The sequence below is a fragment of the Candidatus Pantoea formicae genome, assembly GCF_011752625.1.
Taxonomy (GTDB): Bacteria; Pseudomonadota; Gammaproteobacteria; order Enterobacterales; family Enterobacteriaceae; genus Pantoea; species Pantoea formicae.
This window is the reverse complement of the sequence record NZ_VWXD01000001.1, coordinates 941,627-954,187: the sequence shown is the minus strand read 5'-3', so window position 1 is coordinate 954,187 and position 12,561 is coordinate 941,627. Positions and strand designations below refer to the sequence as shown.

11 protein-coding genes are annotated in these 12,561 nt (G+C 51.5%); 4 read left to right on the top strand and 7 right to left on the bottom strand.

Translation table 11 applies throughout. The annotated features are described in order from the left end of the window. On the bottom strand, positions 1-729 hold the full coding sequence (locus F3J38_RS04565) for a FadR/GntR family transcriptional regulator (RefSeq protein WP_167135473.1): 729 nt from the start codon (positions 727-729) through the stop codon (positions 1-3). A 281-nt stretch (positions 730-1,010) separates the two neighbouring features. On the opposite strand from F3J38_RS04565, the gene F3J38_RS04560 reads away from it, so the two are divergent. The 3 genes from F3J38_RS04560 (at position 1,011) to puuE (ending at position 4,261) form a co-directional block, all read left to right on the top strand. Next, on the top strand, positions 1,011-2,435 hold the full coding sequence (locus F3J38_RS04560) for a gamma-aminobutyraldehyde dehydrogenase (protein ID WP_167135471.1): 1,425 nt from the start codon (positions 1,011-1,013) through the stop codon (positions 2,433-2,435). 15 nt (positions 2,436-2,450) lie between these two features. Then, positions 2,451-2,909, top strand: coding sequence for an ester cyclase (locus F3J38_RS04555; RefSeq protein WP_167135469.1), 459 nt, complete (start codon positions 2,451-2,453; stop codon positions 2,907-2,909). A 71-nt stretch (positions 2,910-2,980) separates the two neighbouring features. Further along, a complete protein-coding gene (puuE, locus tag F3J38_RS04550) occupies positions 2,981-4,261 on the top strand; it encodes a 4-aminobutyrate transaminase (protein ID WP_167135467.1) in 1,281 nt (426 codons plus the stop codon). A 704-nt stretch (positions 4,262-4,965) separates the two neighbouring features. Here puuE and F3J38_RS04545 read toward each other — a convergent pair. From F3J38_RS04545 to F3J38_RS04535, 3 genes are read right to left on the bottom strand one after another with little or no spacing between them, the layout of a single operon-like run. Continuing rightward, the gene (locus F3J38_RS04545; protein ID WP_167135465.1) at positions 4,966-5,721 is read right to left on the bottom strand and encodes an ABC transporter ATP-binding protein; all 756 of its coding nucleotides are present in this window, start codon (positions 5,719-5,721) and stop codon (positions 4,966-4,968) included. Beyond that, positions 5,718-6,746, bottom strand: coding sequence for a FecCD family ABC transporter permease (locus F3J38_RS04540; protein ID WP_167135463.1), 1,029 nt, complete (start codon positions 6,744-6,746; stop codon positions 5,718-5,720). The genes F3J38_RS04545 and F3J38_RS04540 overlap by 4 nt, the downstream gene beginning before the upstream one ends. A 1-nt stretch (position 6,747) precedes the next feature. Next, positions 6,748-7,755: an ABC transporter substrate-binding protein gene (locus tag F3J38_RS04535; RefSeq protein WP_167135462.1), complete on the bottom strand. Its 1,008-nt coding sequence runs from the start codon at positions 7,753-7,755 to the stop codon at positions 6,748-6,750. Between the two features lie 199 nt (positions 7,756-7,954). Between F3J38_RS04535 and F3J38_RS04530 the strand changes: the two genes are divergently transcribed. Further along, the gene (locus tag F3J38_RS04530) at positions 7,955-9,688 is read left to right on the top strand and encodes an ABC transporter ATP-binding protein (protein ID WP_167135460.1); all 1,734 of its coding nucleotides are present in this window, start codon (positions 7,955-7,957) and stop codon (positions 9,686-9,688) included. A 61-nt stretch (positions 9,689-9,749) separates the two neighbouring features. Here the strand turns inward: F3J38_RS04530 and F3J38_RS04525 are convergent, their stop codons facing one another. The 3 genes from F3J38_RS04525 to gcvA all read right to left on the bottom strand — a co-directional run bounded on the left by F3J38_RS04525 (position 9,750) and on the right by gcvA (position 12,521). Beyond that, positions 9,750-10,640, bottom strand: a complete 891-nt coding sequence (locus F3J38_RS04525; protein WP_167135458.1) for an oxidoreductase — start codon at positions 10,638-10,640, stop codon at positions 9,750-9,752. Positions 10,641-10,713: 73 nt separating this feature from the next. Next, a complete protein-coding gene (locus tag F3J38_RS04520) occupies positions 10,714-11,541 on the bottom strand; it encodes a DMT family transporter (protein WP_167135456.1) in 828 nt (275 codons plus the stop codon). A 74-nt stretch (positions 11,542-11,615) separates the two neighbouring features. Further along, positions 11,616-12,521, bottom strand: a complete 906-nt coding sequence (gcvA, locus tag F3J38_RS04515) for a transcriptional regulator GcvA (RefSeq protein WP_167135618.1) — start codon at positions 12,519-12,521, stop codon at positions 11,616-11,618. Positions 12,522-12,561: the final 40 nt, after the last annotated feature.

Sequence of the window (12,561 nt, the reverse complement as noted above, 5' to 3'; positions counted from 1 at the left end):
TCACAGAATCTCTTTAAAGCTTATTTTATATTCAATTAACTTTGAAGTTAATTCATTAATTAACACACTCGCCAGATTAACCGCAGCCAGTTCATCATGACCGCGAAATGCGGTCAATAACTTGCGATAAATATCGACAGTAGTGTGATGAGCCGCATCTGACTTATATAAAAGTGTGACCAGTGACGCCCATTCAGATTGAATAATCAGTTCCTGACTGGCAATTCTCGCTGACTGCGAGTTTGCCGCAATCGTCAATAAACAGCGCATATCTGCCTGGCTACGCATTTCCGCGCTGGTGGCGTGTTCCAGAGTATCAACAAATTGCGTCAGTGTGGCGATGTCATTGGGTGTCATGCGCGTGGACGCTAATTTCGCGGCATGACAGAAAATCGCGCAGTGCCATTCACCGAGATCAGAGAGATATTCGGTGCTGATCAAATTGAACGGATGTTGTGACGATGCCTGTTTATCAATGCTATTGGCGACAAAACTGCCACCGTTACGGCCGCGCACGGTATACACCAAACCGTTGGCGCGCAGGGTATTCAGCGCTTCGCGAATCGTGATGTGTGAGACGCCCATCATTCGGGCCAAATCCGCTTCATTCGGCAGTTGCTCATTGGCTTCAAGTAATCCTGAAACTATCGCGTTGGCCAGTCGCTGCACGATTTGATCGGAACGACTGGACTGCCCAATAGGGGAAAAAATCACTGCATGAGTAATCATAGTCCTCGTGATTTCTTATTCGTGTTGGGGAGGCAGGATGCACATTCATAACATAAAACATCCACATTGGAAACAATGAGTTGCCTTATCTGGTCGCGGCGCGATTGGCTGAAAAGTAACGCAATCAGCAGCTTAAACAATCTACTACCGAAACAGCCTCTAGTGGATTGGTGAATGGGCAAATATGCGAGTGCAATCAAATTAATGTGAAAGAAACGTTGCCTGATTTGCGATCATAATGATAAAACATAATATGTTATATGATTAAAGGAGCCTGTGGCATGCGTAAGATAAAACACTTTATCAATGGGGCCTTCTGTGAGGGCTCAGGTAGTGAGACTTTCGAACTGGTCAGCCCGGTGAGCGGTGAAGTCTATGCATTATCTCCCCTTGCTAACGAAGAGGATGTCAACGCGGCCTATGCCGCCGCCAAAGTCGCGTTTAAAAGCTGGAAGCAGAGTACGCCGAGTGAACGTCAGCGCGCGTTATTGCACTTGGCCGATGCGATCGAGCAGCACTGCGATCGCATCGTCGATATCCAGAGTGAAGAGACCGGTCAGCTGAAACACTTTATCCGTCAGGAGGAGATTGCGGCTTCCTGTGATGCCATTCGCTTCTTTGCCGGTGCAGCGCGCTGTCAGGAAGGCAAGGCTTCCGGTGAATATATGGCGGGTTTTAATTCGACCCTCCGCCGCGAGCCATTGGGCATCGTCGGTCAGGTCACACCTTGGAACTATCCCTTCATGATGGCGGTGTGGAAGATTGCCCCAGCGCTGGCGGCGGGAAACACCCTGGTGTTAAAACCCAGTGATACCACACCGTTAAGCACCTTACTGCTGGCCGAGTTGGCTGCGCCATTTTTCCCGGCAGGCGCCATTAATGTGGTGCTGGGTAAAGCTGCAAGTGGATCGCTTGTGGTGTCACACACCGATGCATCGCTGGTGTCGATCACGGGTTCCGTGCGCGCTGGTTTGCAAGTCGCGGCGTCGGCAGCAGCCAATCTCACCAAAGCCCATTTGGAACTGGGAGGTAAAGCGCCGGTAATTGTGTTTGGCGATGCCGATATCGATAAAGCAGTGAAAACCATCTGTGCCGCAGGTTTCTTTAATGCGGGTCAGGATTGCACTGCGGCAACGCGGATTTTGGTTGAGGAAGAACATTATCCTGGCTTCCTCGACAAATTAGTCAGTGAAGCACGCAGCCTTCGTTTTGGTCAGCCAGACGATCAAGACGCCTTTTATGGCGCGTTGAATAGTCAGAATCAGCTGGAGCAAGTCAAAGGCTTTATTGCCCGTCTCCCAGCGCACGCACGCATCGAAACAGGTGGTAAAGCGGGTAGTGGACCGGGTTTCTACTTTGAGCCGACGATTATTTCGGGCTTGAAGCAGAGTGATGAAGCCGTCCAACACGAGGTATTTGGGCCGGTGATGACCATTCAAACTTTCGCGTCGGAAAGTGAGGCGCTATCAATGGCCAATGACGTGGAATACGGTCTGGCTGCCAGCGTATGGACACGCGATCACCGTCGTGCACAGCTCTTTAGCCGGGATCTCGATTTCGGTACCGTCTGGATTAATAACCATATTCCCCTTTGCGCAGAGATGCCGCATGGCGGATTTAAAAAGTCTGGCTATGGAAAAGATCTTTCTGCGTATTCATTAGAAGAATACACACGCATTAAACACGTCATGAGTGACTTATCTTAAGAGCGGGTATTAATCATGAAAAAGATAGCAATGGTCGTAGCACTGTTTGTTTCTTCCAACTGCTTTGCCAGCGAAACGCCACTGGAAGAGGTGCAGCATTATATGAGCGCATGGAATCAACATAATGCCCATCAGGCCGGTACCTATCTGGCAAAAGATGTGACCTATTATGATGCGGCAGTAGGCACGCCGGTAAAAGGCAACAGCGATGCGGAAAAAAATGTCATTAAAGCCTTTATTGATGGTGTCCCCGACTTGAAATGGCAGATGGTCGGCAAACCCGTTTATAACCACGATATTGTGGCTTTCGAATGGGTATTCTCGGGCATTAACAGCGGCGAGTGGGCGGGTAGTCCTGCAACCAACAAACCGATTAAATTTCACGGTGTTTCTTATATAAAAGTGAAAGAGGGCAAAATCACCTATCAAGGTGATTATTACGACTCGAAGAAACTCGACGAACAATTAAAGTAATTTTTAACGTTTGAATCCATGCCTGAATAATTCAGGCAGGCATCCTGTCGTTTGAAGAGAAGGTTTGAACCATGAAGAACGCTGATTTTAACCAACGCCGTAAAAATGCGACGCCGCGTGGCGTGGGCGTAATGTGTGATTTCTATGCCCAGCAGGCTGACAACGCCACTATTACCGATGTTGAGGGTGCCGAATACATCGATTTTGCAGCGGGTATTGCAGTACTGAATACGGGACATCGCCACCCTAAAGTGGTGCAAGCGATTGAAAAACAGCTGGCGCACTTTACCCATACGGCCTATCAGATTGTGCCTTACGAGAGTTATGTTGGCCTGGCGGAAAAAATCAATGAATTAACTCCGATTGCAGGTGAGACCAAAACAGCATTCTTCACTACGGGTGCAGAAGCCGTGGAGAACGCGATTAAAATTGCCCGTTGCCACACTGGACGTCCGGGCGTGATTGCTTTCGGTGGCGGTTTCCATGGACGGACTTATATGACCATGGCGCTAACCGGTAAAGTGAAGCCTTATAAAGTCGGCTTTGGTCCGTTCCCAGGTTCGGTGTTCCATGCCGTTTATCCTTCAGAGGCACGTGGTATCAGCGTTCAGGACAGCATTCGTTCTTTAGAGTCGCTGTTCCAATGCGATATCGAACCGCAGCAGGTTGCCGCGATTATCTTTGAACCGGTGCAGGGTGAGGGCGGTTTCAATGTGGCACCCGCCGAGTTCGTTGCCGCGCTGCGTGCGCTTTGCGATCAACACGGCATCGTATTGATTGCGGATGAAGTGCAGAGTGGTTTTGCGCGCACCGGTAAGCTGTTTGCCATGCACCATTACGCTCATCAGGCTGATTTGATGACCATGGCAAAGAGCCTGGCAGGTGGCATGCCGCTCTCAGCGGTCGCGGGTAAAGCCGCGATCATGGAGAGCCCGTTGCCTGGGGGTTTGGGCGGAACCTATGCTGGCAACCCTTTGTCTATTGCAGCTGCCCACGCGGTCATTGATGCCGTCAATGACGAAAAGTTGTGTGAACGTGCGGTACAACTCGGCGATAAACTGCGTGCGGTGCTGGAAAATGCGGTAGAAACCTGCGCGGCATTGAGCGACATTCGCGGTGTAGGATCGATGATTGCTGCCGAATTCAGCGATCCTGCCACCGGTGCACCTTCTGCGGCAGCGGCTCAAGCCGTGCAGAAACAGGCACTGGCGGAAGGCTTACTGTTGTTGACGTGCGGACCTCATGGCAATGTGATTCGTTTCCTTTATCCGCTGACTATTCCTGATGCGCAGTTTGATGCAGCACTGGCAATAATAAAAAATGCCCTCTTAACGGTAAAGCCTGTTAGTTAAGTTCCTGTGCGTATAAGGCTGTCATTTTCTTACAATGGCGGCTTTTTTTTTGTGCGTGTGTTTGTGCGGGCCACAGCACCTCTGCTGCTGCCGGGCCGTCCTCGCGCCGCTTCGCGGTACCCTCGGCTGCAACGTCGTGCTGGCCGGAACGTTCGGGTACGGCCATCCATGGCCTACCCGAACTGCCTGTCGCATCCCTGCGCCTGGCTCCTGGCACGACGTCTCCGCCTCAGCGCTGCGAATAGCCCTTGCAGCATCAGAGGCGCTGTGGCCTCAAACACTGTGCCCTTTGTGGCAGTAAAAGCGCTAAAGTCTTCACCATCGAGCCCTTTCCAACAGCGTAAACAGGATGTTAGCAAGCAGGCTGGTGCCGCTCTGGGGCAGGCATTTCGCAGCGCTGAACGGAATGAGGAAGCCAGGAGAGCCAGCATGGATGCTGGCGAAAGGTGCAGCCGGGACAGGGACAGTCCCGTCTGCGCCGGTCCGTCAGGCTGACGAGTGAAGTGAAGGTACCGCGTGAGCGGCGCGAGGACCGCCAGCCCCAGAGCGGCACCAGACTGCGTTCTCCCCCCTATGCTTAACTGACATGTATTAGCTATTCAAGGTCGCTTAACGTTATGAGTAAACCCATTCTTGTTTAGCTCAGCGAAGAAATCAGTTTTGTTTCACCGTTGTAAGGGCATCACTTCACACCTCCTCGGTATTCAAACATATTGAATGTTCAATACGCCGACTTCGGAAGTATTGATATGCGCCTTCACCCGCCATGTCGCGCTAATACGCTCTGGTGTCAATACGTCGGCAGGTGTTCCCGCCGTCACAACCTGCCCCTCGCTGAGCACCACCAGATGCTGGCAGTATTTTGCCGCCAGGTTAAGGTCATGCAGAGCGATAACGACGGTAATCGGAAGCGATGAAACCAGGCGCATTAATTCCAGCTGAAACTGAATATCCAGATGATTCACCGGCTCATCCAGCAGTAACACATCCGGTCTTTGCGCCAGCGCGCGCGCAATTTGGCAGCGTTGTCGTTCGCCACCAGACAACTGATGCCAACAGCGATCGACCAGCTTTTCGAGCTGCATCAGTGCCACGGCTTCCTGTACTGCCGCATTATCCTCTGCCGTCCAAAAAGTGAATGCGCGGCGATGCGGCGTGCGGCCTAGGCGAACAATATCTATCACGGTTAATTCATCATCGGCTTCAGCGTGTTGAGGAACAAAAGCCAGCTTGCGCGCTAATTGAAGACGCGAGAGGTGGCTAAGCGTTTCTTTACCGATGTGGATATGCGCCTCCGTGCCGGGGATCAGCCCGGCAAGTGCACGAAGTAGCGTGGATTTACCGGAACCGTTAGGCCCAAGTAAACCCACGGTTTTAGACTGTGGCGCGTGTAACGTGATCGCTGTAAGGATACGACGAGCTTGCAGTTGCACACTGAGGTCATGGACAGAAATCGTCACCGTTGAGGGGCTCCTCTTTGGTAAAGGATGAAAGCGAAAGCCGGCGCACCGATCAACGCCGTCACCACGCCAACAGGCAAAACCTGATGTGCGATCAGCGTTCTGGAAATCAGGTCAGCGATGATCATGAAATGGCAGCCAGCCAGGAATGCGATGGGAAGGGTGACAAGATGGCGATGACCGGCAAGCATGCGGGTCACATGAGGGATCACTAAGCCCACAAAACCCACTGCACCAATGGAACTGACAATCACTGCGGTTATCAGCGCGGTGATCAACAGCAACACGATACGCACTGCCGTCACCTGTGTACCGAGCGTTGCTGAAACTTCACTGCCAAAGGAGAAGGTGTCTAGCGTACGTGCATAACGCATGATCACCAATAGGCCAGCAACAATGACCACGGAGCACAGTATGGCATCATCCCAGCGCACACCGCTCAAGCTTCCCAACAACCAAAACATCACGCCACGGGATTGCTCAGCGTTCGCTGCGGTGCTGACAATGTAAGAGGTGAGCGCATTAAACAGTTGTGTACCGGCAATGCCGGCCAGAATAATGCGCCCTGTGTTACCGCCCATCCCGCGTGAAAGGAGCAGGATGAAGGCAAAAGTCAAGCAGGCTCCTGCAAAGGCACCCCCGCCCACGCTGACCACGCTGCTGCCAACACCCAATAACATCACGACAACCGCACCAGTGGATGCGCCGGCGGAAATCCCCAGCAGATAGGGCTCCGCCAGAGGATTTCTAAGTAACGATTGCAACACCAGCCCACATATTGCCAATCCGCCGCCACTGCATGCCGCCATCAAAGCCCGGCTCATGCGATATTGCCAAATGATACCCGCTTCAACTCGCGGCAAATTGTAGTGAGTGATGCCCAACCCATTGGTGATAGCGCGTGTGGTATCGGTCAATGAGATGGGCATATCACCGATGGAAGCCGAAAAAACCATCATGACAGGCAGGCTTAGCAGACCTGCCATCAAAATAAGCGCGACTGTTACAAACTTTGCCGTTCTCATCTTATTTAAACGTGGCGATCTGTTGGCTAATCAGTTCGACGGCATCCACATTTCGCAGGGAAGGATTCAGAGACATGGCGGGCACCACGACAATATGACCTTGCTTAACCGCTGTCATTTCGCGGGTCACGGGATCGCTGGTCAGAAACGCTTGCTTAACAGCGACGTCATCGGCGGGGTACAACCTTCTGTCCATACTGGCGATAACGATAATATCAGGCTGAGATTGCGCGATATGCTCCCAACTCACAGCAGGCCACTCGTCTGATGAATCCGAGATATTTTTCAGTCCTAGCGTCTTGCTGATCCATCCCGGTGCGCCAAAATTGCCTGCAATCCAAGGGTCACCCTTCAGGCGCGTACTGGAAAACCAGTACACCACTTTGAGGGGATGAGATCCTGTCACCTCTGCGCGTTTCTGTGCCTGTTGAACACGCGCGGCTAAGGTTTTCTTGAGTTCTTCACCGCGATTCGGGACATCAAAGATAGCGGCGAGCTCAGTAATCTCATCAAAGATCACGTTGATTGAATAGGGCGTGACCCGCGCGCCGTCGCCGTTTGAGGTGGCGGTCACTGCTTTCCCTTCGCAATCTGCGGGTGAAATCCAGGTGTTGATGCCGAGTTGCTCAAACTGCTTGCGCGTAGCGACTTCGCCTTGTGGACCCACATGCCAACTGTATTGGGCCAACACTAAATCTGGTCGTTGAGCGGCCACCGCTTCAAATCCTGGGGAATTGTCGGCGAGTCGTGTGAGTCCTTTTCCTGCTTCTGCTAAATCAGACGGCAAAGCGCCGAACCAAACGGATGTTCCAACAATTTTGCTGCGCAGCCCTAGTGAAAGCAGAAGTTCTGTTTCATGTTGGCCAATCGTCACCACCCGGGAAGGGGGCTGGTTGAAGGTTTCTGAACTACCGCAATTTTTGACAGTGAGAGGAAAGTTTGCTGCCAGAGTATGCGCGCTGCTTAATGCCAGAATAAGAGATAAAAAAGCCTTTGAGAGAGAGTGCATGATTGACCGAGAGTGTAATGTTATAACGTAACATAATGAGAGTTACGAAAGTGAGTTGTCAACCCCATTTTCTAGGTGGAGTCCTTGAGAGCAAACCGAGTGAAAGAGAGAATGTCGATCACTTACTGCAAATAAATCTCATTATCATCTATCATGGTGAGGGCTTCACTCAAATCAACGGCAATCAGGGAGGCAGTCAGTGATTTTGGCAATCCGCTACGTGTTTTTATCCTGTCCAATACGTATTTCCGCACTCATCGCTATCATTGTTCTACAAGGTTTAATTCCGGCACTGAATATTTTCATGACGGGAGAAATCATCAATGGCCTGCAAACATCGGCCACCAGTAACAACGATTTGATGGTCACCATTGGTTTATGGTGTCTTTCTTTGCTGGGTATTCAGTTAATGCAGCCTTTGGTCAACCTGCTTCAGGGGGATGTCACTGAGATCGCCACCAGCCATTTTAGTGGCCGTATTATGCAAAGAATGAATAGCTCATTTTCACTCAGCCTGTTTGATAACAAGGAGCGCTATGAACAGTTGGAATTCCTGAAAAAAGAAGCGGCTTATCGGCCATTGAATTTTATTATTTGTTTGATCTATACCTTCAGAGCTTTGGTGATGGCTGCGGGGTTGCTGGTGGTGTTGGTCAAATACTCGGGAATAGGCTCAGCAATATGCGCGTTATCTGTTATTCCGTTAATTCTGGTTAATCTGCGTATTGAACGAAAATACTGGGAAAATCTGCTAAAAAATTCGAAAGATTCGATTCTCATGCGCTACGTTTACGGCCTGAGTATGGACAAAAGCTATCTGCAGGAGATTCGGCTTTACGGGTTGGGAAAATATCTGCTGGAGAAATTTACACGAGCAGCGAAGAGCATGCATGAGCGTATGCACAAGCAGCGCATTCGTGCACTTTTGATGCCGATTCCAGCCAGTATTCTGAGTTTGTTAATGCTGTTCGCCGGTGTGTATTTGTTCCTCAATACGCTGCGAAACAGCCATCTCGCGGTGAGCGCGCTGGTGATGGTATTCCAGTCAATTGTGATGATGAAATCGCATCTGGATGAGATCGCAACCTACGGGGTCAATATTAAAAGCACCAGCGCCTTTTTCGACAGTTACCATTCTTTTATCACCGATGAGATTGAACCGGTGGTGAACGGAGAGGTTGCGCTGCCGCATCATCACCCCTTTTCGATCCATATAGCAGGCTTGTACTTTCAATATCCGGGTCGTAACAGCCCTGCACTGAATGGCGTTGATTTCAGCCTTAATGCTGGCGAGAAGGTGGCCATTTTGGGGGATAATGGCAGTGGGAAAACCACGTTAATAAAACTTTTATTACGCATGTATGCGGCTCAACATGGATCGATATCTGTATCAGGCATTGCGCTTGAAAATCTGGATATTGAACATTACCGCCAACAGATTGCCACCGTGTTCCAGGAATATGGGAAATATGAGTTCTCGGTGGGGGAAAATATTGCCTTAAGCAACTACGAGGCAGAAATGCATGCTGAACGTCTTGAAGCGTTAATTAAACAAGTTAAATTCCCGTATGCCTTGAACACCGGTTTGGGTAAACAGTTCGGTGGGGATGAACTTTCAATCGGGCAATGGCAAAAATTAGCGATTGCGCGCGCTCTATTTAGAAACGCCAATCTGTTTATATTTGATGAGTTTTCATCATCACTTGATCCTGAAACCGAACACCAATTATTCATGGATATACTGGCACTTAACACCACAGTTATTGCCGTCACTCATCGGCTAGGTAACATTAAAGCCTTTGATCGCATCGTGGTGATGTCGGAGGGTAAGGTCATCGAGAATGGCGATTTTACTTCGCTGATGAACAAACGCGGGAAATTCTATGACATGTGGCATGCGCAGTTCCAGTCTGTCATGAGTGAAGCAGTGTAACTGCGCCTATATGCAGCCAGGGAGGAGTGACTCGATGAGTCACTCCTGAGTGAAGAAACCGTCAGCCTGGCCCCTCACTGCCCGCCGCCAGTAGCGGCACCACCACATCACTGATCGGTGTCGCGATACCGCGCGCCTTACCGCGTCGCTGAATCACGCCGTTGCGGATATCCCATTCCAGGGCTCGGTTCGCCTGGCGATCGGCAAGAATGGAGGTGCCTAAATCCGTTGGCGCGCGATGGAAGCCATCAATGATTTCTTGTGGCACGTTATCACTCAATTTTGCGCCTTCTGCGCGTGCTACGGTCAGGCATTCGTGCAGATAAGCCAGCCCTAATGCCGTGATATCCTGGCGCTGAAACATGCCTGCGCGACGATTGGATAACACCATCAAACCCGCCACCGCGTTTTGCAACAGTTTGCGCCAGGCTATGGAGAGGAAGTCCGCTTCGAGTTCGACTGCGCAACGTGAATGCTGCAACGCCTGAACAATTTTTTGAGCGGGGGCGACATCGGGCAAGGTCAGTCGCGGTTTGGCACGCAGCCACACAGAAGCATCAGGTTCGCGCTGTGCCGGGAACCAAACCACGGAGGGCAGTACCGTTGCGCCATTGACCAGCGGTGATAGTTGTTCAACTTGCTCCACACCGTTTTGCAGGGCGCAGACCACCGTATTTTCATCGCATAACTTAGCCAGCCATGGGGCAGTTTCAGTGACCTGCGTGGTTTTTACCGCCACAAATACCAGCGCAAAAGGTTTCGTGATCTCTGCTGGATTGCTCAACACCGGACCCGGTACAACAATTTCCCCGCCCTCATAGCGCAACAGTAATTGGCTGTGGGCCGTGCGCCCACAGAGCAGCGGCGTGCGATTCACTTCATGCAGGGCGGTGGCAACGGTTGTGCCGATCGCGCCAGGCCCGACAAGGGCAATGCTCGGAAACTCAGACATCGTCATCTTTCTCCTGTTTATCCTGTGCTGCCACTGAGGCAAGCGTGAATCTCTCTATTCAATCATGGGTTTATTACCCGATGATGAGCGTGCCAATCGCTATCACTGAACAGGCGGCTATTTTGCGCACCGTCAGCGATTCTCCAAGAAACAGATACCCGATCAAGGCGGCGAACAGTACGCTGGTTTCGCGAAGTGCCGACACCGCGCCCAGTGGTGCGCCAGACATGGCGTAAATGATGATGGCATAAGCCAACAACGACACTACTCCCCCTAGCGCTGCCATCCCTGTTCCCGGGCGTGGCTGCCATAGGCTGCTTGCGTCGCGCAGTAGGATATAGACTACCGGCATCATCACTCCCCACAAGGCGCTCATCCACGCCGTATAGGCAAGCGGAGACCCTGCGAGTCGAACCCCCATCCCATCTACCACACTATAGGCAGCAATAAATCCGCCGGTGGCCAGTGCATACGGCAGGCCTGGCGTGACGATTTTTCGTCCCCGCAGTGCCAGAAAAAGAATGCCGCCTGATACCAATGCCACACCAAGCAGCGTATGTGCTGTGATCTTTTCATCGGCAAACAGCGCTGCGGCAAGGGTAATCAACAGTGGCGATGACCCGCGTGCAACGGGATAGATTTGCCCTAAATCGCCTGTCTGATAACTGCGCACCAAACACAGGTTATAGCCCACATGCAGTACCGCAGACAAAATCGCAAACGGCCAGCTTGCGCGATTGGGCGGTGAAATAAAGAGTGCGCCCACGGCACTGACCGCAGCAATGGCGATACACATGATGGTCATTGACCATAACCGGTCGTGACCACCACGTAGCAGCGCATTCCAACTGGCATGCAGCAGGGCGGCAAACAGGGTGAGGAAAATCAGTGAATTTGGCATGCGCTGATGCTATGCAGCGCACGCCCAAAGTTAAAGCGAAGTCTCAACATGCAAGCATGAGTAAAAGCTCATGCTCAGAGATAATTTTGCTGCGCCTGACGAGATTCTTCTAACAACCAGTCACGGAAATGATGAATGTGTGTCTGCGTTTCAGCGCCTTTTGGACAAACAAAGTAGTAAGCCGCTGGCGAGGGAAAAGAGAGGTTGAACAAGCGCACTAAACTCCCGTCGTTAATCTCTTTTTCAACGTGTCCGCTGCGTGCCAGCGCAATACCCTGGCCTAGCAGTGCGGCTTCAATTGTCATGTTGGTATCAGCAAAGCGCACGCTTTCCTGCATCGCACTCATACTGATGCCAGCCTGCTTGAACCAGATTTCCCACTTAGGCACTAAATCAGCACCATCACGGGTTAATAAGGGATAGCGCAGCAGTTCCGCAGGTCCGACAGGTGTGCCCAGGCGCTGCAGTAATGCCGGACTGGCCACAGGAAACAGTTGTTCGCGAAACATAAACGCGGAGTGCAATGCCGGTTGGTTGCCATAGCCGAAGCGAATCGCCACATCAGGGTCATTGTCAGAGAAATTGATCGCGTCATCGGTGCTCTCGATCGTCACCTTTATTTCAGGATGTTGTTCAGCCAGGCTCGGCAGGCGTGGAAGTAGCCATTTCAGCGCGAAGGAGTAAGTGGTGCTGACTCGCAATCGCACACGGCCGACCTGTTCACGTTGATCGGCTAGCGTGGCTTCTAGCTTATGGAAAAATTCGCGCACAATCGGTGCCAGTGCTGCCCCTGCTGGAGTCAGTGTCAGGGTTTTACCGCGCTGGAAAAGCTGAAGCCCCCAAATCTCCTCCAGATTTTTGAGTTGATGGCTGACGGCACTTTGCGTGATATGCAGCTCTTCGGAGGCGGCGGTAAAGGTTGCATGACGTGTTGCGACTTCAAAAGCCCGCAGGGTAGCGGTAGGCGGTAAATCTCTCATCATTGGCTCCAGCACTATGAGTGAATGCTCATAGCACGGT

Coding starts and splice junctions, on each gene's coding strand:
- F3J38_RS04540 (WP_167135463.1), bottom strand. CDS start 6,746: ATGAGAACGGCAAAGTTTGTAACAGTCGCGCTTATTTTGATGGCAGGT.
- F3J38_RS04525 (WP_167135458.1), bottom strand. CDS start 10,640: ATGTCTGAGTTTCCGAGCATTGCCCTTGTCGGGCCTGGCGCGATCGGC.
- puuE (WP_167135467.1), top strand. CDS start 2,981: ATGAAGAACGCTGATTTTAACCAACGCCGTAAAAATGCGACGCCGCGT.
- F3J38_RS04560 (WP_167135471.1), top strand. CDS start 1,011: ATGCGTAAGATAAAACACTTTATCAATGGGGCCTTCTGTGAGGGCTCA.
- gcvA (WP_167135618.1), bottom strand. CDS start 12,521: ATGAGAGATTTACCGCCTACCGCTACCCTGCGGGCTTTTGAAGTCGCA.
- F3J38_RS04555 (WP_167135469.1), top strand. CDS start 2,451: ATGAAAAAGATAGCAATGGTCGTAGCACTGTTTGTTTCTTCCAACTGC.
- F3J38_RS04565 (WP_167135473.1), bottom strand. CDS start 729: ATGATTACTCATGCAGTGATTTTTTCCCCTATTGGGCAGTCCAGTCGT.
- F3J38_RS04535 (WP_167135462.1), bottom strand. CDS start 7,755: ATGCACTCTCTCTCAAAGGCTTTTTTATCTCTTATTCTGGCATTAAGC.
- F3J38_RS04520 (WP_167135456.1), bottom strand. CDS start 11,541: ATGCCAAATTCACTGATTTTCCTCACCCTGTTTGCCGCCCTGCTGCAT.